Origin of the sequence: Candidatus Trichorickettsia mobilis (genome assembly GCF_034366785.1) — a bacterium.
Taxonomy (GTDB): domain Bacteria; phylum Pseudomonadota; class Alphaproteobacteria; order Rickettsiales; family Rickettsiaceae; genus Trichorickettsia; species Trichorickettsia mobilis_A.
Genome location: NZ_CP112932.1, coordinates 767,404 through 786,615, shown reverse-complemented (window position 1 = coordinate 786,615; position 19,212 = coordinate 767,404). Strand labels below are relative to the sequence as shown.

General features: G+C 34.7%; 16 protein-coding genes and 1 tRNA gene. 3 read left to right on the top strand and 14 right to left on the bottom strand.

Annotated features, from left to right (window positions below; translation table 11 throughout):
• Positions 1–58: 58 nt before the first annotated feature.
• A complete protein-coding gene (locus Trichorick_RS03605) occupies positions 59–385 on the top strand; it encodes a hypothetical protein (RefSeq protein WP_323737676.1) in 327 nt (108 codons plus the stop codon).
• A 432-nt stretch (positions 386–817) separates the two neighbouring features.
• On the opposite strand, the gene idi is transcribed toward Trichorick_RS03605, so the two are convergent.
• The 5 genes from idi to Trichorick_RS03580 form a co-directional block, all read right to left on the bottom strand.
• On the bottom strand, positions 818–1,366 hold the full coding sequence (gene idi / locus Trichorick_RS03600; protein WP_323737675.1) for an isopentenyl-diphosphate Delta-isomerase: 549 nt from the start codon (positions 1,364–1,366) through the stop codon (positions 818–820).
• 92 nt (positions 1,367–1,458) lie between these two features.
• Positions 1,459–2,637 carry a mechanosensitive ion channel family protein gene (locus Trichorick_RS03595; protein ID WP_323737674.1) on the bottom strand — a complete coding sequence of 393 codons (1,179 nt, stop codon included), beginning with the start codon at positions 2,635–2,637 and terminating at the stop codon, positions 1,459–1,461.
• A gap of 2 nt (positions 2,638–2,639) precedes the next feature.
• Positions 2,640–3,467 (bottom strand): 16S rRNA (adenine(1518)-N(6)/adenine(1519)-N(6))-dimethyltransferase RsmA, encoded by an 828-nt coding sequence (gene rsmA / locus Trichorick_RS03590; RefSeq protein WP_323737673.1) that lies wholly within the window; start codon positions 3,465–3,467, stop codon positions 2,640–2,642.
• A gap of 782 nt (positions 3,468–4,249) precedes the next feature.
• Entirely contained in the window at positions 4,250–5,509 is a 1,260-nt protein-coding gene (gene nuoF, locus Trichorick_RS03585) for an NADH-quinone oxidoreductase subunit NuoF (RefSeq protein WP_323737672.1), read from the bottom strand.
• Between the two features lie 422 nt (positions 5,510–5,931).
• Complete coding sequence (locus tag Trichorick_RS03580) at positions 5,932–6,300, bottom strand: TrbC/VirB2 family protein (RefSeq protein ID WP_323737671.1); 369 nt, start codon at positions 6,298–6,300, stop codon at positions 5,932–5,934.
• Positions 6,301–6,588: 288 nt separating this feature from the next.
• Between Trichorick_RS03580 and Trichorick_RS03575 the strand changes: the two genes are divergently transcribed.
• The gene (locus tag Trichorick_RS03575) at positions 6,589–7,587 is read left to right on the top strand and encodes an efflux RND transporter periplasmic adaptor subunit (protein ID WP_323737670.1); all 999 of its coding nucleotides are present in this window, start codon (positions 6,589–6,591) and stop codon (positions 7,585–7,587) included.
• 628 nt (positions 7,588–8,215) lie between these two features.
• Here the strand turns inward: Trichorick_RS03575 and Trichorick_RS03570 are convergent.
• Both Trichorick_RS03570 and Trichorick_RS03565 read right to left on the bottom strand, forming a co-directional pair.
• Positions 8,216–9,052 carry a DUF2608 domain-containing protein gene (locus Trichorick_RS03570; protein WP_323737669.1) on the bottom strand — a complete coding sequence of 279 codons (837 nt, stop codon included), beginning with the start codon at positions 9,050–9,052 and terminating at the stop codon, positions 8,216–8,218.
• The gene (locus Trichorick_RS03565) at positions 9,049–10,143 is read right to left on the bottom strand and encodes a glycosyltransferase family 4 protein (RefSeq protein WP_323737668.1); all 1,095 of its coding nucleotides are present in this window, start codon (positions 10,141–10,143) and stop codon (positions 9,049–9,051) included. Before Trichorick_RS03565 ends, Trichorick_RS03570 begins: the two co-directional genes overlap by 4 nt.
• 543 nt (positions 10,144–10,686) lie before the next feature.
• Here Trichorick_RS03565 and Trichorick_RS03560 point away from each other — a divergent pair.
• Positions 10,687–12,012 carry an MFS transporter gene (locus tag Trichorick_RS03560; protein WP_323737667.1) on the top strand — a complete coding sequence of 442 codons (1,326 nt, stop codon included), beginning with the start codon at positions 10,687–10,689 and terminating at the stop codon, positions 12,010–12,012.
• Between the two features lie 98 nt (positions 12,013–12,110).
• Here Trichorick_RS03560 and Trichorick_RS03555 read toward each other — a convergent pair whose 3' ends face one another.
• From Trichorick_RS03555 to Trichorick_RS03525, 7 genes are all read right to left on the bottom strand, one after another.
• The gene (locus Trichorick_RS03555; RefSeq protein WP_323737666.1) at positions 12,111–13,796 is read right to left on the bottom strand and encodes an ABC transporter ATP-binding protein; all 1,686 of its coding nucleotides are present in this window, start codon (positions 13,794–13,796) and stop codon (positions 12,111–12,113) included.
• A gap of 64 nt (positions 13,797–13,860) precedes the next feature.
• Complete coding sequence (locus Trichorick_RS03550) at positions 13,861–14,796, bottom strand: site-specific tyrosine recombinase XerD (RefSeq protein ID WP_323737665.1); 936 nt, start codon at positions 14,794–14,796, stop codon at positions 13,861–13,863.
• Positions 14,797–14,813: 17 nt separating this feature from the next.
• Positions 14,814–14,888: transfer RNA gene (locus Trichorick_RS03545), tRNA-Cys, on the bottom strand.
• 408 nt (positions 14,889–15,296) lie between these two features.
• Positions 15,297–16,049, bottom strand: a complete 753-nt coding sequence (locus tag Trichorick_RS03540) for an ABC transporter ATP-binding protein (protein ID WP_323737664.1) — start codon at positions 16,047–16,049, stop codon at positions 15,297–15,299.
• A gap of 9 nt (positions 16,050–16,058) precedes the next feature.
• Entirely contained in the window at positions 16,059–16,898 is an 840-nt protein-coding gene (locus tag Trichorick_RS03535; protein WP_323737663.1) for an ABC transporter permease, read from the bottom strand.
• Positions 16,895–17,863, bottom strand: coding sequence for an ABC transporter substrate-binding protein (locus Trichorick_RS03530; protein WP_323737662.1), 969 nt, complete (start codon positions 17,861–17,863; stop codon positions 16,895–16,897). Before Trichorick_RS03530 ends, Trichorick_RS03535 begins: the two co-directional genes overlap by 4 nt.
• 82 nt (positions 17,864–17,945) lie before the next feature.
• Positions 17,946–18,992 carry an ABC transporter substrate-binding protein gene (locus Trichorick_RS03525; protein WP_323737661.1) on the bottom strand — a complete coding sequence of 349 codons (1,047 nt, stop codon included), beginning with the start codon at positions 18,990–18,992 and terminating at the stop codon, positions 17,946–17,948.
• Between the last annotated feature and the right edge of the window lie 220 nt (positions 18,993–19,212).

Genomic DNA, 19,212 nt, shown 5'->3' with positions numbered 1-19,212 from the left:
AAAAAATGTTATTCATCAGATTAAGATAGAAAATGAAGGGAAAGATATCTCAAAGGTAATGACACCAAAAAATGGGGCGCAGATTATTGAAACATTGGCAAAAGAACTTGTAGAGGATTTTCGTGAAGGTACGAAGGAGATTCTTGACCGCAAGAATCGTGGCACTGGTACCATAGAGCTTGATAAGAATCAAGTCGCTACTGGTGATTTTAAAACTAAGTTACAAGAAAAGGTAAAAACTTTAGTAGATCCAATATTAATTGTTGCAAAAAACCTTGAGGTTGCGCAAAAAACTGTAGAAAGTATAGCTAATCCAAAAATAGAGGGACGTACTTCTGTTGCTCCAAAAGATCTAAAGCAAACTCAAGGTGCCGGTAGGTCGTAGAAGTCAAAACGACCTTTGAAAAAATCATTATATTGGTATGATTTATTGAAAAATAAAAATAATACATTTCAGCTAAGAGTGTAAGCGTGAGCGTTCACGAGTTTTTTAGTTTGACGTTAGTAACCGCATACAAGGCGTCATCACGAGGAGCCGTAAGGCTCCGCGTAGTGATCCAGTTGCAGCTCGAGTAAAAGAGAGGTATATAGTTATTTAAGATGGTTTTAGGAGATGCTGAAATGAATTCAGCATGACTTCTATAAAAATTATGTTATAATTCAACTTTACATTACAAAGACTTTGGACAATTGCTTAAATTTTTAACAAAATCCCACAATGATGACTTTTTCTAAAAACCGTGAACGCTTAAAATTTGACGTTACCCTAACCGACGTTATTAAATCAAAGCTGTATAGCGTCATTAAACTGAGGCAGCTAAATCAATTCAGAGAAATATCGTTTAAATATATCACTTTCTTGTAATATTTTAGCCTCTTCTATACACCAGGGCGTAAATATTTCTGGTGTAGTTGTAGTAGAATGTAAAAATTCAGTCCACTTTATCCACTTAGTTTCTGAGATTTCCTTAAAATTTGGCAACATTAATTGATCTGAAATTGTAAAGTAGATAGGACATATTTCATTCTCCACAATATTGTTATGCATAAATTTATAACGATAATCAGAAATTAATGATAGTTCGTCTAACTTTAGACCTAACTCAAATTGAGCATGACGAAATGCTGCCTGTTCATATGTTTCATCAAGTTGCGGATGACCGCAAAAACTGTTTGACCAGAAATTAGGCCATGTTTTCTTAGATGGATGTCTTCTTTGCAGCAATAGTTGCCGTTTAGAGTTAAAAATAAATACGGATACCCCTCTATGTAGCGGAGTATTAAGATCGTGTACTGCGAGTTTGTCTACAGTACCCAATACCTCGTCTTGGTCATTTACTAATACTACATGTTTAGAATTTAGCATGAGATTGGGTTCTTCAAGAATTTAGACTGTTAAAGATATAATATAAAGCACGCAAGAGATCGTTGCAATAAGCTTTTTTCATGTTGAATCTATTATTTAAGCAGTTGAGGAGGACAAAATTGACTGGCAGTATGATATTGAAATACTTTCAATTTAAATTCTGGTAGAATTGAAATTAAATGATCAATAATTTCAGCTTTTACGTTTTCATATTTAGACCACTCTACTTCTTTGGTAAAGATATAAATTTCTATGGGTAATCCGGTAGGAGCTGGATCTAATTCACGCACAATAAAATTAAACTCTTTTTGATGTATTTGCTGATGATTTGTCAAATATCTATATGCATACAAACGGAAAAGAGTAATATTTGTTATCTTACTGTCTGCACCATTCACTCTAAAGCTCTCATCATAAATAAGACATACTTGCTGTAAGTGAGTTAAAAGCTCTTGTGAACAAAACATTATAGTATTTATATCAATATAAATTGCAGTTTGTAGCCTTCTACCGCCTACTTCATATACGTTTCGCCAGTTAATTACATTTGTTGCAAGTAATGTTGATGTAGGAATAGTTGAAGTTGTTTGATCAGGATTTTTTACTTTGACTACCGTGATAGTAATTTCTAAAACTTCTCCCAGGACATTATATTGTGGTACAGATATCCAATCTCCTACTTGAACTATGTCTTGGAATGTTAATTGTAAGCTAGCTAATAAACCTAATACTGTATCTTTAAATACAAAGGTCAATAATGCAGTTGTTGCGCCTAAGCTTGTAGCTAGAGAAATTAAAGAAATATTGAAAGCGTATGAGATAATAATTACTACTGCACAAATTGAGATAAATATTTTTAATATTTGTGCATGTAAACGAATAGGAATGCGCTTTACTACTGCATTAGTTGCATATATTCGGCTTGCAATATTGTTTATTGCTATTAATAACAACGCAATCGCAATGGTCGAGTATATAGCAAGGGCAATTTTTTGTATATTATAAAAAAATGGAGAAAAAATACCGCTAAGACGAAATAAATTACTCCAGAATAATAAATATAAAGCAAAACAACTGTGTAACAGATAACGGAAAAAATTATATTGCTCTAATATATTGACATAAGTTGGATTAAATTTATGAACAAAATGTTTAATTGTAGAAATCATAAATTTTTGTAAAAACATTACAAAAATTATAGCGAATAGCATCATCAAGCTAAGTATGACAATTTCTTGATTCCAATTATTATAGTTGTCTAGTATTTTCATATCTAAGATAAGAAATTTAATTTTAAATTGGCTAAAGTCAGATAATCTGTTGGTGTGAGGTTCTCAGCTCTACTCTCTGGATCTATATTAATACTATATAATATATCTTCAATATTTTTATCTAGAGACCGCAAGGAAGACCTAAGCATTTTACGTCGTTCACCAAAAGCTGTTCTTGTGATTAATTCTACCCGCTCTATTATGGATATTTCTGGAATTACTGCTAATGGAGATAATCTTACCACGCTTGAATATACTTTTGGCGGTGGATAAAATGCTTTAGGTGCAACATCAAAACATTTTTGTACATCACAAATTAGTTGGCACAATATTGATAATCTACCATAAGTTTTTGTTCCCGGTTTTGCACAAATACGATCGACTACCTCACGTTGCAACATTACAGTGATGCTATTAATATAATTAGTACTTTTTAGCCATTGAATTAATAGAGTAGTACCTATTTGATAAGGTAGATTAGAAATTATGTCGATCTTATGGTCGTTAGTAGTTAAGTCAGATAATTTCCAGTTTAAAGCATCGCCTTGAATAATACATAAATTTGGATATAAATGTTTAATTTCTGCCAGTAAAGCTACACATCGATAATCTGCTTCAATAACAGTCAGTGACTTAGGTGTACTAGCTAAAATAGCTCTAGTTAATCCTGCAGTTCCAGGCCCTATCTCTATTACATTAGCACCAATTTTAAGTTGGCTAACTCGTACTATTTTCTCACATAAAGAAAAATCAAAGAGAAAATTTTGTCCATACCGTTTTAATGGATGAATACCATGTTGATTAGCATGTTGTGCAATGGATGGTAACATTTATATTATAGACTTTTTAAGATGTTTTTAGCAGATAGATCGTATAACCTAGGCATTGCGTACAAAATTCTTGATTTATAAATTAGACCTCTTGCATTAACCTATTCTGGTTGGTAATTTTGTTGTCAAAACTCGTCTCCGTTTCGCAACAAACAAAGGAACTGCTTGCGGAACGGAGACGAGTTTTGTCTGAAAAATTCCTCGACCATCTCTAGGTTATGCAAGAGGTCTATTATTATAATAATAGTGATTTATGAATTTAAATCACAACCAGAAATGAATTCCAAAGTCTAATTTCGTCTGAATTAGATTAAGCTTTGCAGCAGTTGAATCATACAGGAAAGGTGCAAATTGTAGGTGTTTATTGAACTATATGTGCCAAATTAAGGAAAAGAGACGATATGAACCGTCATTGCGATGGCGTTGTAGAAAGCAATTCAGGAAATGGAAAACAACTATTTACTGATTGCTACGGCCTAACGTGACCTCAAACAAGACGGTTCATATCGTCTCTTTTCCTTAATTTGGCACATATGATTTAATAAACACTCTTTTGCGAACACAACTATAGAACATCAAAGCTTACAAAAACCTAAGAGCCTATCTTAGAGCCTGTCAAATCAGTAGATATAAGAGGTAATTTTGCTCACTCAAAACGCAGTCGAAGTTCCGAAACAAACCAAAAAACTGCTTACGGTACTCGACTTCGTTTTTCCTAAAACTTCCTCTCTTATATCTACTGATCTGACAGGCTCTAAGAGGGTAGATGTAAACAAAACATACTAGCTAGTTTTTATACGTTCCTCAATTTCACCACGAAAATGCCTGATTAAACCTTGAATTGGCCAAGCAGCTGCATCTCCTAAGGCGCAGATAGTATGTCCTTCTATTTGTTGACTAACATCTAACAATTGATCAATATCTTTTATTTCTGCATTTCCTTGCACTAATCGCATCATCATTCGCCACATCCACCCTGTACCTTCTCGGCAGGGAGTGCATTGCCCACAAGATTCATGCATGTAAAATTTACTAAGTCTGGCAATAGCATAGATAATATCTGTAGATTGATCCATAACGATCACTCCTGCGGTACCAAGACCCGAACCTGCTGCTCGTAAAGAATCAAAATCCATAGTCACAGTTTCACAAATGGACTTTGGTAACATAGGTACCGAAGATCCCCCGGGAATAACAGCTTTGAGATTCTTCCAACCACCACGCACACCACCAGCATGCTTTTCTATCAATTCTTGCAATGGAATACCCATCGCTTCTTCTACATTACACGGAGTATTGACATGACCAGATATACAAAAAATTTTTGTACCGGTATTGTTCGGCTTACCAATCGACCCAAACCAATCAGCTCCTCTTCTTAAGATGGTAGGTACTACGGCTATTGATTCAACGTTGTTAATAGTAGTAGGACATCCATAGAGACCAACTCCAGCTGGAAATGGTGGCTTTAATCTAGGCATACCTTTCTTCCCTTCCAGGCTTTCCAGTAACGCTGTTTCTTCACCACAAATGTAAGCTCCAGCTCCACGATGTAAATAAATATCAATATTATTATCTGAACCGCACGCATTCTTACCTATCAGTCCAGCGCTATAGGCTTCGTCTATCGCTTTTTGGACACTCAGCGCTTCATTATAGAATTCACCACGTATATAAATATAACAAGCTTGCGCTCCAATGGCGTAGCTACCAAGCAAACAACCTTCTATTAGCTTATGTGGTTCAAATCTTAAAATATCGCGATCTTTACAGGTGCCTGGTTCAGATTCATCGGCATTTACCACTAGATAACTGGGCATTAAACTGTTTTTAGGCATAAAAGACCATTTCACACCGGTAGAAAAACCAGCGCCTCCACGGCCGCGTAACCCAGATTTTTTTACTTCAGCGATAATCCAATCTCTGCCTTGGTCAAGTAGGTTTTTGGTATTATCCCAATCGGAACGTTTTCTTGAGCTACTCAAGTCAGCTCCTTCTTGGCCATAAAGATTTGAAAAGATTTGATCAGACGTAGATAACATAATAGACCTCTTACATAAACCTATCCTGATTGTTATGGCACTGTTAACTAAAGCTAACTAAAGCGTTGATAATGAGGCGATTTATACGTTATTTTCTGGTCCTCGAATCCTCATGTATATTAAATACATTGCAGTTTTGTAGGGGAAAATGCCTATAAATCGCCTCATTATCAACGCTTTGTTAACAATGCCATAGTGTCGGTAGGTTAGGTAGTGCACGCGCAAGCTAAGGAGCAAAGAGACGATATAAATAAACCGTCTCGTTGAGAAAGTCGAAGCAATCCAAGAAATGTGAAGGCATGTTTACTGAATTGCTTCGGCCAATTAACTAACGTAGCCTCGCAATGACGACTGAGCATCAATTTTCTTTAACTTGACGCGTATGTACCACTTAACTAACTCTAGTTATACTCCACAAATGGTTAAGATACTGGACAGGTAGCTAAATTACCATCACCAGATAAGAAACCTACTAATTTAGGTGCACTAAATATTATACCAACACCAGCAGCAGTAGCAGCAGCTATACCCCAGTTTAGCTTACCAAGGAATAAGCCAACACCAACGGCAAAAATAGCTAGAGTTGCAATACCACGTGCGATACCACCTGATAAATTTTTGACCAAACGACATAATGTTGCACCTACTACGTCATTCGGATCCAAAGATGTACTGGCGCTTGCTAATGCTACATCGGTCATCATTAACACCAAACTGATTGTACAAAGCGCCAAAAACAGATGCCACACTAGATCACGATCTAGTTCCAAGCGAAAATTTAAAAAATTCATACTTAAACCTCATAGAAGGATTGATTAATAATGCAAAAACTATTTTATTATGCGAGGCATAAGCAATCAAGATATAAACCGAAACTGCATAGGTTAGAAAAAAAATTAATGATAAAACAGACGTTAAAGTGGTCTTTTAGCAACAATAAATCAACTGATATTCGATGAATACGGCATAACCTTGACCTATCAAATTTTATTTAAAAACTTGATGACTATAATGCTAGTTTTTCGTATATTTCAGCAAGTTAAATAATTTTATTAATCAGTTTGTCAAGAATAATCCACATGTTGCATAAACTAATCTTAGCTCTTATTATGATGCTTTTTTCAATAAACATTAATGCAGCCTGGCAAAAACCAATATTTATTAAGCCAGTAATGGTGTGTTCAGTAGAGTTATTTGATAAGTTCAATGTTGCTGGTCTTCTTCGTAACGATAAAAATCATGATTATTATGCTAATGTTGCAGGGATTGTTGACTTTATTTCACAACAACAGGGGCAGAAAATTGCAAAAGGCGATTTAATTATAGGCATTGATCGTGCGCTTGCTGAAACTATTCGTAGTAAGGCTCAAGCGGCCTTGCACCTAGCAAATGTATCATACATACGTGATCAGGCTTTATTTACCAAAAAAGTGATTAGTTTTGACACGCTGGATAAATCAAAACTTGCGCTTGAGCAAGCTAAGTATGAGCTGGCACAAGCTATAAATACATATAATAATATGGTTATTACAGCACCGTTTGATGGAGAAATTGGTGTTTCAAAGTTAAGGATGGGTGATCATGTTAATATAGGGGATTATTTATTTAGCATAGTAGCCGGCCAAGCCAAAACTATTATATTAGAGTTGCCAGAATCTTTGCGTAAAGCAGTACACACTAATACTGAAGTGAAAATTACTGACAGCTTTGGTAATGTAGCTACTAGTAATGTCAGCTCAATTTCACAATATTTATCTGAGAATGGTACGGTGAGAATACAAGTTAATCTTAATGATAAACCGCAATTTACTCATGGTAGCTACGTACAAGCAGAATTAACTATCAATAAACATCAAGGGCTTGCAGTACCATCACTTGCTGTACTACAAAATGAAAATGGTAATTTTGTTTATCAAATTGGTGATAATAATTTAATAAAACAAGTATATGTTAAACTTGGTACTCGTACTAATAATTTGATAGAAATAATTTCTGATAATTTAAACGAGGGTGATCAAATCGTGCTTGAAGGACTTACTAAAGTTCAAGATGGTGTAACTGTTAAAATATTGGATTAAGAATAGACCTCTCTTACAAACTCTACTGTTGATGAAAATTGGTGCGTCGATTTTGTGCTCGGATCCTCGTGTACGTCAAGTACACTCCGGTCCTGTGCGCCTAAATCTCCTACCACTTCTCTATCAACAGCGAGTTTGTGAGAGAGGTCTAATGAGAATGTTCAAAAAAGTGTGGTAATTTATAAGAGACCCGTCATTGCGAGCGCATGCGAGCCATCCAGGAAATGAACAACATGTTTTACTGGATTGCTTCGACTCAAATGGCTCAGCAATAACGTTCATATCGTCTCTTTTTCCTTAACTTGACGGTATAGGTTTCTGCGAACGTTCTCGTATCTATTCAGGGGTCTGGCAAACCGCAGATGTATGATATATACACTATAACGCACTCGATGTCATTCCCAGCAACGGCGGGAATCTAGGAATAAAACCTCAAATGCTTAGATGTACGCTAGATCGCCGTTGCTGGGAATGACACCGTGGAAGCAGAGTTTGTTGTCAAACTCACCATCTGTATACCTGATACGGTAAATGTTTGCGCCAGGGACGTGAATAGATACACGCTCTCGGAAAATTTAAACAAAAATCAAGAAAGTGTAGTTGCTGTAATAATCTAATATTTTGTATTTTATTGCTTTAACTGTGCTTGTATTTCTAGTTCACTCAACCAATGTTGTTGTTTTACTAATGTATTAAATTGATAAGTGGCCAATTGTTGATTTAATGGTGATTTAGGCCTTGTTTTCACGGCTTCATACACAAATCCTTGAAACTCTATGCCTTTGCTTTTGCAGAATGATTCTACAGACATTACGTTTTTAAGCCTATTGTCAACAAAGATAATTTTCTTTACTGGAGATTTTACATGTATAAGAAATGCCTCCAGCACTTCACCTTTTGGTAATCTACAGGTAAAAATTATACCTTGTTTAAACATTGGGGTGTATTTCGTATGATGCAGGTCTTGTAAGTACGAAAAAGATAATGTCGGTATCTGTGGAAAACTAGAGCTAAAATCAATACCTAAAGCTTTTAATTTTTCAATACGTAAGTTTTCTCGATTATCAATTTTACCAAATTTACCGGTATATCCACTAGTTAAAGCTAGTGTCTTGATTTGCTTTGACTTTGCAAGAGCTATTAAATTTACTATGTTAGGGTCAACTAAGACTGGCTTATAATCTATCAAGATGATACTTTCGATAGTTTCAGTATCTTTTGTAGGTAGATGAGAGAGGAGTTGTTGCTTAATTTTTTTTCTTTCAACTTTATGAGCAGGAGTTAGCACTTGGTCTTGTGCAACCATTAACACTTCTTGGACATCAAATATTAACAGAGTATGTTCATTGGAGTTATTAACTGCCGTTTCGATAGGAATTAAACTACTGGTCTGAATTACTTCTGCTTGCGCATAGTTTAATATAATATACAATAAGAAGGTGATGCTAACAATTAGATGATTCATTGATTTACTGCATTAATTAAACATACATTTTGAAAAAACTTGACTAATCTTGAGCTAATCTCAACCATATCATATGTTTTTATTCGCTCAAAGGCTGATAAAGTAAGATATTTTGCTAGTTCTTGCTCCTCTATGAGGCGTTTAATTGCATCGCTTAAATCATCATGGTTTTCAGACTCAAAAACCAGACCATTTATGCCATGTTGTACAATTTCCATAGGCCCAGGGACATTACTCACAATTACCGGAATTGAGTGTAAAAAACTTTCCAAGATCACTAACCCGAAAGGTTCGTACCGAGATGGTACACACAGTATATCTATGCTATTGAAAAAATCTTTTTTATTATCTATCCAGCCTATCATTTTAATTTCATTATGTAAATTATATTTATATATCAAATTTTTTATATTATTATATTCGACACCATTTCCGGCAATTTTTGCCTTAAAAACTACATTTTGTTGTTTTAATGAAGCTAAAGCTTTAACAAAAATATCCACTCCTTTTATTTTTTCTAAACGTGCGAGTATACCAATTACTGGGATAGCTTTAGGTTGCGGAGGAGAATAAGTGAGGTCAGCTGGTATTTTTATCATATTAGGAATATGAAATATTTGATCTACAGGATATCCTTTAGATATTAACTGTTGGCGCATATCATTGCTAACAGATATAATATAATTGCAACGGATAATATGAGCAAAGCTGTAATCATGACATATACCGATAATAGGAATGTCTACTTTAATTTTATTAGCGCCAAGAGGTTTATTTAATAAATTATGAATTAATAATCTATGGCGAATAACTTGGGTCAACATATAATGCGCTCGATTTCCATGAGTGATTATTAAATCCGGATTTTCCTTATTGATGATAGTATATATCTTAACCAGTGTTATGATATCGTATTTTGAAAAATTATTTACTGCATAATAAGGAGCAGTAATTAATGGTATTAATAGCGATTTCTTATGTACTAAGGAGATAATTTGATTATTTGTGGACTTTATACATTCATTATAATCTAAGAATACCTGTTCCAAACCTCCAATACGAGTCGTAAAAGTAACATTAATTATTTTCATATGGAGCTCTTGAAAGGAGTTGATTTTGGCTTCTTGTTTTTATTAAACTATAATTGTTTAGGTTGCATTAGCATAATATCATCTTGAACTGATGTCATCTCAAATACAACAAATACAACATAGGGTTAACATGAAGGTCATCCCGAACACACAACGTCATCCCGAACTTGTTTCGGGATCTCGTCAGGATTTCATAAGATCCAGAAACAAGTTCGGGATCTGTTGATAATTATATAAAATATTGCTCTGGAACAGCTTAAAGTGAAATGAATTCAGCATGATTTTCTATAAAATTATGCTAATTTAACTCAAATAACTATATAAAGTTGCTTCATTAAAGCTCTGCAATGACTTTCTTCTTGATTGAAACATTTTGTAATATTAAGTTTAATTATTTTAACTAGCTTTTAATTTATTATTTTTGTAATGTACTTGTTGGACTATTAATCATCAGTCTTCTTAACTTCGTTTATCAATTTTTAAGCACTGAACATTAGTATATCTGGGCGATTTATCACAATAATTTTAACCTAGCAAAATCTTATGCAGAATACCAATTCTATTCTTCAACCTATACAACCTTCTACCATAGAACCGATAAAGAAAAGACCGATATATGCCAGGAGATATAATCGTTGGCGTATTCGAATTTTATATTCGATTATTATTGGCTATGCTACTTTTTATTTTTGTCGTCAGAACTTTAATATCGCCATGCCGGTATTAATGGATCATTTCCATGTTACTAAAACCCAGCTTGGATGGATATTAACAGCTGCTTCGATAGTATATGGTGTCGGAAAGTTTGTTAATGGATTTATTAGCGATAAATCCAACGCCCGTATATTTATGGCATGTGGCCTTGGCTTAGTTGGAGTAGTAACTTTTTTTTCGGGATTTGCTTCTAGTATTACAAGTTTAGGAATTTTATGGATTTTAAATAATTGGTTTCAATCTATGGGATGGCCGCCAATAGCGCGGATGTTAACACACTGGTTTGCGCCAAAAGAATTAGGCACTAAGTGGGCGATAGGAGCTACCTCGCATCAGATTGGTGGTGCTATAACTATGGTTTTGTGTGGATATTTAGTGGATAAATATGGCTGGGAAATGGCTTTTTTCGTCCCTGGAGTAGTAGGTATATTAATCGCCATTTTTTTATTTGATCGATTAAGAAACTCACCGGATGAAGTTGATTTACCAGTAGTAGAAGAATACAAAGAAGATAGTATTAATCCTTTTGGTAATCAGCTTGCGCTGACCACACGTCAATTATTAGAAATGGTATTTATAAATAGATTAATGTGGTACGTTTGTATGGCAAATATGTGTTTATATGTGGTACGTTTAGGTATTATATTTTGGGCACCAATGTTTTTACGCGAATTAAAAGGTATGAGCTTGTCTCAGGCGGGGTGGCAAGTAGCAGCATACGAGATCTTAGGGTTATTGGGCGGTCTTTGTGCAGGTTGGATGTCGGATAAAATTTTCTTAGGGAGACGCGGACCAGTAGGGTTAATTTTTATGATAGCATTGGCAATCATGCTGATTTTATTTTGGCAAATACCAGCAGGTTATGAATTACTTAGTATGTGTGCTATGACTTTAGCTGGTTTTTTTGTATATGGACCACAAGTGCTAATAGGGGTTGCTTCTGCTGATTTTACTAGTAAACAGGCTATTGGTACTGCTAATGGCTTGGCTAGCGTATTTGCTTACCTTGGTTCGGCATTATCAGGAGTATGCGTGGGTTGGATAGTTGACTCTTCAGGTTGGGATGGAGTTTTTTTATTTTTTATTCTCTCAGCAATATTTGGCGGAATGTTTTTTGCTTTGACTTGGAATGCCAGTGCCAAAAAAAGCACTTAACATAATTTAATTATGTTGTTGGCAGCAATTGCAGTGTCTGCAATTGCTAGAGAATGCCCTTTGCCCAATCAGTGACAGACTCTATGCCATATACTTCTTTACTTTTTATCAGGTAAGAAGCCGCCAACTTGGGCATCCCAGAGAGTCTTGTAGAGACCAGCCTTTGCCAACAATTCTTGATGAGTGCCCATCTCGATGATTTTGCCTTGTTCAAGCACTAAGATTCGATCCATATATAGTAAGGTTGACAGGCGATGAGCAATGACAATGGTAGTAGCGTTATTGGTTTCAAGCATTTCATTCAGTGATTCCTGAATTAATTTCTCAGTAGGTGTATCAAGTGCAGAAGTAGCTTCATCTAAAATCAGAATTGGAGCATTTTTGAGAATTGCTCTGGCTATTGCAATACGTTGCCGTTGGCCACCACTAACCTTAACACCGCGTTCACCAACAATTGAATTATAGTCATGTACCATATGCATAATATCTTGGTGTACTCTGGCTTTTTTACAGGCACTGACAATTTCATCAAAGCTGGCATCATATTTTGCAAGTTGTAGATTTTCTAAAATAGATCGGTGAAACATGGTAATATCTTGTGGGATAACTGATATATTTGCTCGTAAAGATTCCTGAGTTACAGAGATTATATTTTGCTCATCAATCAAAATCTCGCCACTACGTACATCAAAATATCTTAGCAAGCACTTGATTAAGGTAGTTTTGCCGGCACCAGAAGTTCCGACAATACCAATTCTTTGACCAGCTTCTATATGCAAATTAAAATCATGTAACACGTTAGTTTGACTACCACTATAAGCAAAACTAACATTTTTAAATTTAATATCACCACGTACATTAGTTAAGAACTTAGCGTTTGGAGAATCTGGAGTATCATGTTTAGTATTAATAAAATCAAAGGATGCTTTGATTGAAGCAATTCCTGGATTAATATTGAATAATAAATTTTCTAAAAATTCATCAAGCGTATAATGTACTTTAAGCATAATCATTGCTGCAAAAGCAAAAACCCCAGCGGTAATCTGATCAGTTTTGTAGAGATAGCTAAGTAAATAAATTTGCGTTGCGCTTTGGATGAGCACCATAATAGTATCAGCATTATCAACAAAGTAAGCGTCAAACTTACGAGTCTTTTTCTCCCAATCGCTCCAGTTTAGTAATGCAGGGGTCAGTTTGAGTTTAAACTCGCTCTTGATATTACCAATAATTTTTATACCAAAGATATTGGTGATTGAATCATTAATAATCCCTAAAGTCTCTTGTCTAGCAGACACATATTGTTCTTGTAGTTGCATTTGCTTTTTTAATAGTAACGTTATTACCGGTGTATAAATCATTACAAATACGAGAATTGTTACAGCTGGTAACGCACTAACATTGAATAAAAATAATATACCTATAACAATAATACCCACGCTATTTAAGGCATTAAAGCAGTGAGTTATTAAAGTAAGTACATTACTTTGGAAGTCCGAAATTTTATTTGAGATTTCACCGGATAGATGAGAATCAAACCAATGTAGTGAATGCCCAAGAGTCTTGGTATACATATCAGTTACAGTCTCAGAAAGAAGTATAGGCTTAAATTTCATGTCCAGCAGTCGCCTAATAAAAAATAGACCATGATGCATAAATTTATAAAAAACAAATAACAACAATAAAGCTTCAACATTGGCATTTTGATCCAAGGCAATAGTATCAATGATTTCTTTTATTTGATAATCAACTACAACATTGAACATGGAGCCAATGATTGCAATCATAAATAATGAGCAGAAATATATTTTATAGCGAAAAAAGACCGATTTAAGATAAATCGAAAGAGGATTATTCATAATCATTAATAGCTTGATTTAATGGATGACATTCATTTAAGATCTTTTTAAGATAATTAGTTTGCAAATGTGTATAAATTTGCGTAGTACTAATATCGGCGTGACCAAGTAATTCTTGAATTACTCTAAGATCGGCTCCACCTTCTAGCAAATGACTGGCAAAACTATGACGCAACACGTGTGGTGATACATTATTTGGGTCAAGACCAGCTTTAATCGCCAATTGTTTCAATAAAATAGCAAAATTTTGTCTGGTCATATATCCAGACTCGGCTATTGAAGGAAATAGATATAGCATATTTTTGGGGTTATGTGGAGCAATAAACAAGTCACGTACTAGTAAATATTCCCTAATGCTAGAGATTGCTTGATCGTTAATTACTACATGCCTTTCTTTGTTACCTTTACCATCAATAGTAAATATTTTTTTGATTTCAGATTTATTGGTACTTTTTAATAGATTTGAAAGTTTTAAACTTACTAGTTCGGATACGCGTAATCCACTGGCATATAGTAGATGAATCATTGCTTTTAGACGTAATCCTTCAGGAGTTTTATCTAGATCACAGCAATCCAGCAACTCTTTGATTTCAGCGACCTGCAATATTAAAGGTAATTTAGAAGAATATTTTGGTAAGTCTACTATCAGCACAGGATTGTGAGTAGTATAGTTCTCGCTAACTAAGAAAGCATAGTAAGTTTTTATAGTAGATAATTTACGATTGATCGATCGAGCTTGAAGATTTTTTGCCGCCAAAAACTTAATAAAGCTATTAATGTGCTCTGTATTTACATCTAGCGCAGATAATTTTTGATCAATTAGAAAAATATTAAAATCCAATAAATCACGTTTATATCCAAGCACGGAATTTTTAGCAATCCCTCGCTCAGCAATCATCATTTCTAGAAACTGCTCAGTAAATTCCATAATTATTGCAAGAAGATTGGAGGCCAGGGCCGGAATCGAACCGGCGCATTGAGGATTTGCAGTCCACGGCATTACCACTTTGCTACCTAGCCTTTAATAGACCTCTTGCATAACTATAGCTGGTTGGTAATTTTGTTGTCAAAACTCATCTCCGTTCCGCAGCAAACAAGAGACTGCTTGCGGAACGGAGACGAGTTTTGTTTGAAAAATTCCGTAACCTTCTAGGTTATGCAAGAGGTCTAATATACACTATTTACTTAATATTATACTAAAACGCAAGGATTATCACTCCGTAAACGTACACAATGTATAGTTATTTAAAATGTCCTATCAACATTCGGGGCTATTTTTTCTCTCGCGTCTATAGTCTATAGTATTATATCACGTTCCTATCTTACAATTGCTTCGATTTTTAACAAAATCTCAAGCAAGACGACTTTTTCTGAAAACCGTGAACAACGCTTACATAAAATTCACTCAAATAACTATAGGACATATTGCTATAAGTCAAAATATTTGATCAGATCATCTGGAGAAAGAGCTGTACGATTTTCTCCTTGCATATCACGTATTACCTCACCGTGGTAAAGCATAATTGTTCTATCGCCATAATCTAGAGCCTGAGCCATGCTATGAGTGATCATCAGCGCTGTAAGATTATGTTTCTTAATGATTTTATTAGTAAGTTCCATTATTATTTTACCAATTTTAGGATCTAATGCTGCAGTATGCTCATCTAATAATAAAACCTTTGAGCCTAATAATGTTGCCATAATTAAACTTAAAGCCTGACGTTGTCCTCCAGACAAGCTAGCGACTTTATCATTTAATCTTTTCTCAAGATCCATACCGAGCTCAGCTAGAGATTCTTTAAACCATTCTCGCAGATTATGATTTAACCCTAATGCTAATCCTCTCTGGCTACCGCGCTTAGAAGCTATGCTCATATTCTCTTCTATAGTCAGGTTGGTGAAAGTTCCGATCATTGGATCTTGAAATACGCGAGCCACAAAACATGAACGTTGTGCAGTTGACAGTTTAGTTACATCCTGTTTGTCAATTAAAACTCTACCACTATCAGGTGTTATATCTCCAGATAGTATATTCATTAAAGTAGATTTGCCAGCACCATTACCACCAATAATTGTAACAAATTGACCATCTAATACACTTAGATTGATGGTTTTTAAAACATGATTTTCTAATTTGGTGTTTTTATTAAAACAAACATTAATATTCTGTAATTCTATCATTTGTTTAACTTAAGGCTTTAATTTATGTAAGCGCATAGTAATCGCCACTAATGCGGCAGTAATTAAATTCAAGTCTGATGCCTCAAGTCCAATATCATTGGCATTTAAAGCTAGTGCTATTGCGATGCGATATGCTATTGAACCAAATACACAGGTAATTAATCCTATCCATATTTTTTTAGGATGCAATATCGCTTCCCCAATAATTACTGAAGCCAACCCACCAATTACTACTCCTGTACCCATTGATATATCTGCAAACCCTTGAGATTGAGTAAATAGGCTACCGGCAAGAGCCACGATACCATTGCTAAGGCTAAGTGCAATAATTTTCATTAATCCGACATTAATGCCGTAAGCTGTACTTACTTTAGAGTTAATTCCTACAGCTCGAATGGCGAGGCCAAATTCAGTGGCAAAAAAACTTGTTAGCAATAAAATTAAGATTACTACTATTATAAAAGTTATAGTAATTACTGAACTCATACTAAAAACCGTTAGATCATCAATTATAGCAATATTGGGTCTTTGCATTATTCTTAAATTGATTGAATACAAAGCAGTCATTGTTAGAATGCCAGCTAGTAATCCTAAAATATCCCATTTAACGTGTAAGTAACCAGTAACAGTTCCAGCAACAGCTCCAGCTAGAATAGCAGCTATTGTAGCAACCCAAGGGTTATAACCAACGGTAATCATTGCCGCTGATACGGCAGCTCCTAAAGCAAAAGTGCCGTCAACAGTTAAATCAGGAAAGTCAATGATTCTGAAGGTAATAAATACCGCAACTGCTACTAGTGCATAGATCAAACCTATTTCTAATGCTCCCAGAAATTGTAGTTGATTCACGGTGTCTCCTGTAACTCTAATTCTTTGGGTATATGAATATTTAACGCAGCAGCTACTTTATGATTAATTTGTAATTTATTAATTTTTGCCGACTGGATTTTAGTAGCAAGTTCTTTGCCTTCAACAAGATCAGCAATCATATTACCTAATTGTTTACCACTTTCAAAATAATCACAACCATATGCCAATAATAAACCCTTGGTCATTAAACTTGGATCGTTGGCTATTACTGGAACTTTTGCTTTACTGGTAACTTGAATTAGGTTATCTAAAGCTGAAACTACTAAATTATCTTTTGGTAAATAAATCAATTCTACCTGACCAATAAGCTTTTGTGTCGCTACCTTAACATCAGCAGAAGAATTGATTGCTACTTGTTGCACTTTAATGCCACTAGTAGCCGCAAGTTTTTTTAGCATTTCAACAGTTTGGACAGAATTAGATTCACCAGGATTAAAAATAACACCGATAGTTTGAAATTTTAATAATTCTTTAGCTATATCTAAAAGTCGAGAGATGTCTGGAGCATCACTGACACCTATTATATTATTAATATGTTCAAACCCTGCAGCTATTGGATCAGTCACTGCTAAAAATGCTAAAGTAGAATTATTGCGGGCTCTAAGACTAGCTTGAGCTGATGGGGTAGCTATAGCTACCATAAAGGCTGGATCCAGCGAAGCATGATATTGAGCAATCTGAACAGCATTAGCTATATTTCCTTGAGCACTACCGAATTTGATTTCTACGCGTTCCGGCAGTAATAATCTATCTTTTAATGCTGCTTCAATGCCAAATTTGGCGTCATCGAGTGCAGGATGATTAACAAATTGGTTTATTGTTATCAAAATCTTACTACTAGCAACAGCAGTTTGAATAAATAATGAAGTTATAAATATTATGCAAGTTAGGAAAAGCGTAATGCTCTTCCTTAGCCGCTTAAATAAAAATAGTATAGTTAACATAATAGTACTCTTTAATATTTCTAAAAGTATAATAGATGAGAGTGTTCAATGAACTATATAAAATGGATAGACAAGTATATCTTTACTCTACTATCTGAACTTTATGCCCCAACATCTTTTCAGGTATAGTAATACCTATAATCTCTGCAGAGGTTTTGTTAATAAAAATTTCAGTTTGTTCCGGTTTTTCAACTTTAAGCTTGGTCTCTCCGTCTAACATTTTTAATAAAAGTTTTCCTGCTGTCCTGCCAACAGCATATTGAGTATAACCAATACAAGCTAATACTCCTTGCTTAACTCCAGTAGGCTCATTAGCAAAAAGCGGCAGTTTATGCTTGCGAGCAATTTGTACTATTGTAGGCATACTAGCAAATACAGTATTATCTGAAGGAAGATATACTGCGTCAACCTTACCTACAAGCCGATATAAGGCCTGGCTTACTTGAGCTGAATTAGGAGTAGTCGATTCAATAATTTGCCATTGATTATCTACAGCAGCTTTCAGCAATCCTGCCGTCTTGACCGAATTAGCCTCCCCAGTATTATATAAAATACCAAGAGTTTTGATATTAGGCATTAGCGCTTTGATTAGTGCCACGACTTCTGGGATTGGTGGATAATCCATGGATCCGGTAATACGATCTTCTGCTATTGATAAATCATGAACCAGTCCTGCAGCCACTGGATCTGTAACTGTAGAAAATATAATCGGAATTTTTGTATTTTTGGCTACATTTAGTACAGACTGTGCTGAAGGAGTAGAAATAGCAACAATTGCATCTGGATTAAGGTGAATAAAGTTTTTAGCAATTAAGCTCGCATTAGCAATACTGCCTTGAGCATTTTGTTGAATTATTTTTAAATTTTCTCCCTCAATATATCCAGATTCTTTTAAAATATCTATAATTCCAACTTTAGCTTCTTCAAGCGCAGAATGCTGGACAATTTCAGTGATTGCAATTACCGTTTGAGGTTTGTTAGGTTTGGCGAATACTGGGTTGACGTAGGCTAAAATTATTGAGATAAGTAATAGATACAGGTGGTTAATATTAATGGAGAATAACTGTAACTTGTGGTCAATTATTTGGGTGATGATACCTGCTGCTTTATTATTAATATGCTGTTCCATAAAATGCTCCTATTCGGTGATAATATATTTAGTAAAGTTTTGAGCGTGTGCCCAAAAATAAAAAATCTTACGTATCGATGATATCTAAATCGATAAAATCCGAATGTTGAACAGTATGGTTGGGTCATATAAATAATTTAGGATCTAAGATGGTAGATGTAAACATTACTCAGATATTCTATAATATTCTTAGTGGATAAGTCAAGAAGAACTAATTAAT

Coding starts and splice junctions, on each gene's coding strand:
- Trichorick_RS03605 (WP_323737676.1), top strand. CDS start 59: ATGACACCAAAAAATGGGGCGCAGATTATTGAAACATTGGCAAAAGAA.
- nuoF (WP_323737672.1), bottom strand. CDS start 5,509: ATGTTATCTACGTCTGATCAAATCTTTTCAAATCTTTATGGCCAAGAA.
- Trichorick_RS03595 (WP_323737674.1), bottom strand. CDS start 2,637: ATGAAAATACTAGACAACTATAATAATTGGAATCAAGAAATTGTCATA.
- idi (WP_323737675.1), bottom strand. CDS start 1,366: ATGCTAAATTCTAAACATGTAGTATTAGTAAATGACCAAGACGAGGTA.
- Trichorick_RS03555 (WP_323737666.1), bottom strand. CDS start 13,796: ATGATTGCAATCATTGGCTCCATGTTCAATGTTGTAGTTGATTATCAA.
- Trichorick_RS03565 (WP_323737668.1), bottom strand. CDS start 10,143: ATGAAAATAATTAATGTTACTTTTACGACTCGTATTGGAGGTTTGGAA.
- Trichorick_RS03525 (WP_323737661.1), bottom strand. CDS start 18,992: ATGGAACAGCATATTAATAATAAAGCAGCAGGTATCATCACCCAAATA.
- Trichorick_RS03530 (WP_323737662.1), bottom strand. CDS start 17,863: ATGTTAACTATACTATTTTTATTTAAGCGGCTAAGGAAGAGCATTACG.
- Trichorick_RS03540 (WP_323737664.1), bottom strand. CDS start 16,049: ATGATAGAATTACAGAATATTAATGTTTGTTTTAATAAAAACACCAAA.
- Trichorick_RS03580 (WP_323737671.1), bottom strand. CDS start 6,300: ATGAATTTTTTAAATTTTCGCTTGGAACTAGATCGTGATCTAGTGTGG.
- Trichorick_RS03560 (WP_323737667.1), top strand. CDS start 10,687: ATGCAGAATACCAATTCTATTCTTCAACCTATACAACCTTCTACCATA.
- rsmA (WP_323737673.1), bottom strand. CDS start 3,467: ATGTTACCATCCATTGCACAACATGCTAATCAACATGGTATTCATCCA.
- Trichorick_RS03570 (WP_323737669.1), bottom strand. CDS start 9,052: ATGAATCATCTAATTGTTAGCATCACCTTCTTATTGTATATTATATTA.
- Trichorick_RS03550 (WP_323737665.1), bottom strand. CDS start 14,796: ATGGAATTTACTGAGCAGTTTCTAGAAATGATGATTGCTGAGCGAGGG.
- Trichorick_RS03575 (WP_323737670.1), top strand. CDS start 6,589: ATGTTGCATAAACTAATCTTAGCTCTTATTATGATGCTTTTTTCAATA.